The following is a 2,721-nucleotide window of genomic DNA, read 5'->3' as shown; positions in this document are numbered from 1 at the left end:
AATTTTAAAATTACTTACAACGTCCCGCCGGCTTTGCGAAGTTTGGGTTTATATTGCCCCAAACCATTCCATTCGGGCTAAAGCCAAATATACAAAAAGATCTTTCCATTAAACACTTCCGCCCAAATTTCGCAAAACCGCTGTTGTGCGTAGCTCTTTATTATTAAATACCTAATTGATTTTCAATATCCATTTTTTCGTGTAAAACTCTTATGACTTCTATTTCATTAGATTTTGTTTTCTTGAAGAAAACCAAGTGAGATTTTACTTTTGAGCATCTGTAATTTTTTCGAACATTCCCAAAGTCACGAGCCATTTCAAAATGAGCAACAATATATTCAATTTCGTCAAAAATTAAATCATAGTAACGGTCGGCTTGCTCAATCGACCAATTTTCCGCTGTGTAAATCCAAATTTTGTTAATGTCATCAAGGGCTTTCTCGTTAATTATATATTCTGACATTATTTCCCAAAGTTAGCTTTAAGTTGTTCAAGATTTTTTTTACGGTCAAAATTTTTAACCTTAGGACTTTTTTCACCTATTTTAAGTTCGTTGATTAAAGATTTTGTTTTGTTTTCTTCTTGCTCAAAAACTCTCAAAGCAGTTCTTACAACCTCGCTTACAGAATTATATTTTCCTGAAGCAATTTGCTCATTGATGAAATTTTCAAAATAATCACCTAATAATATTGAAGTATTTCGTGCCATAATCTTTTTTTTATCAAATATACCAAGTATTGGTATTATGTACAACAAATTTTTACGTTTTTTTGGGGTAGAGTTACGCACAACGTCCCGCCGGCTTTATGAAGTGGCGGATTTTTTATTACTGATGTTTACAAATATACCGAAAAGTTTGAAAGATAAAAGTTGAAAAATAGGAGAGAAGTGCAAGCACTGACCAATCCAAAAAATCCCAAGCCCCGACATTTCATAAAACCGCTGTTAGGTGTAGGCTTTATTCTTCTGTGACAATGTCTTTAAATTTTTCTACAAATATTTCTGGTGGAAATTTATATTCAGGAAATCTAAAACTTATTGGACTTAGTTTTTCCAAAGTATTCTTTTGAATCGAATTTAGAATCTCTATTTGGGTTTTTCCTATAGGTTTTTTATTTGCTGTCATTTTTTGATGATGCTTATCAATAATATCCTTTAAATTACTTTCTTTTTTTTCTAAATGATATAGCCAATATATCAATGTGTCAAGATCAATTATTGTTATGTTCTTTATGAAGGTTGGATTATACTTTTCTTTTAATTTTTCTTTGATTTTTTGTGTGTACCATTTATTCATAATGTAATTAATACCAGGTATTTCAAATATTCGGTCACTTACTAAAAGTATAGGGTAAATAGTTAAATTGTTTTTGGTATTGACATAATTGTCAAATTTAAAATCGTTTTCAACGATTTGATTAATTGATGTAATTAATTGTCCAATACCAATTGGGGTTTGATTGGATTCAAGAAATTTTTGCTTTAAAGTATTTAGAATTGTTTCTATATTTCCAGAGCTTCTAATTGCTTTTGCAATCAAAACATCTTTATTTTCGAATAAATACACCCTATTATTGTATCTAACATAATAATCTGGTTCATTTTTTATATCAACTTGATTGGCTTTTTTTACCAAAAACTTTTTTGAATAAATACCATCAAGGATATTTTTCATTAAGTATTCTTCAGAAAATTTAGTGTTGAAAAAATTAAAAAATGTTCTATCATTTTGTGGTAAATTATGTTTTTTATGAAAGCTATCTTTCAATATGAACCTAACACTTTTATAAAATTTATCTACAACAAAAAAATAATCAATAATTGAATAAGTATCATTATCTATTTTATAGAGTGGGTAATTTTTGAGATTTGTGAAATCATCATCTCCAGCTATTTTATCGGAAACTAATGTGTCTAAAAATAATTTGCTTTTTTCTTCTTCAACTTTAAATTTATAACCATTTTTAGAGTTTTTAATCCTGATTAATTGGAATAAAAGCATTTTTATTTCTTTAATTAATTCTTCAGAATTTTCTAATTTGAAGTGAGTATATAAACTCTCTTCAAGGTATTTATATTCATTTTCAGACTGTAAAAAAGAAATTAGCAGTTCAAAACGTGTTAGTGTTGAATAAACTAGTTTTGCAAATTCAGTAATATTATCTTCAAACAAACCTAAATCAGAAGTTGAAAATGATAATGTAATTATCATTTCTGCAATTCTTTCAATATTGTCATCTTCTGAGATGGCATAGTTATCTTTAATATTAACCTCTTTGTTGATTACTAAGAATGCTTTTAGTAAATTTAATTCGTCAGAATCTATATCAATTGTGAGGGTTGAGTTATCAATCAATTCGACTCTGTTTTCTAGAATTTTTTCAGCAAGTTTTAGACTTGCTTCTCTTGTAACTACGCAAGGTTTTGTTTGAATATTATTTTGACGACAATAAAAATTTACACGATTTATTATATCATGTTTTATTGCACCATTTGAATTTATATTGTCAAAATTTGGTTGAGGGTGGGTGTTTGAAAAACCGATAATATTTAACAGCGTATTTGACGAGATTAACTTTAAATAATCTAAAACATTTTTAATTTCTTCCTCTGGGAAAACATGTTCGAATTCTAATCTTAAAACTGCTGTTATCATTTTTATGAGTGCTGTTTTGTCTTGTCCTGAAATAGGTTGACCATTTTGGTTATTAATTCAGGTTG

3 protein-coding genes are annotated in these 2,721 nt (G+C 27.9%); all 3 read right to left on the bottom strand.

The genetic code is table 11. The annotated features are described in order from the left end of the window. Window positions 1–163 precede the first annotated feature (163 nt). The 3 genes from LZZ90_RS13915 to LZZ90_RS13905 all read right to left on the bottom strand — a co-directional run bounded on the left by LZZ90_RS13915 (window position 164) and on the right by LZZ90_RS13905 (window position 2,656). Complete coding sequence (locus LZZ90_RS13915; protein ID WP_237791311.1) at window positions 164–463, bottom strand: type II toxin-antitoxin system RelE/ParE family toxin; 300 nt, start codon at window positions 461–463, stop codon at window positions 164–166. Continuing rightward, entirely contained in the window at window positions 463–708 is a 246-nt protein-coding gene (locus LZZ90_RS13910; RefSeq protein ID WP_237791310.1) for a type II toxin-antitoxin system ParD family antitoxin, read from the bottom strand. Before LZZ90_RS13910 ends, LZZ90_RS13915 begins: the two co-directional genes overlap by 1 nt. A gap of 250 nt (window positions 709–958) precedes the next feature. Continuing rightward, entirely contained in the window at window positions 959–2,656 is a 1,698-nt protein-coding gene (locus LZZ90_RS13905; RefSeq protein ID WP_237791309.1) for a hypothetical protein, read from the bottom strand. Window positions 2,657–2,721: the final 65 nt, after the last annotated feature.

This window comes from Flavobacterium sp. SM15 (assembly GCF_022012335.1).
Classification (GTDB): domain Bacteria; phylum Bacteroidota; class Bacteroidia; order Flavobacteriales; family Flavobacteriaceae; genus Flavobacterium.
This window is presented reverse-complemented; position numbering and strand designations above follow the sequence as displayed.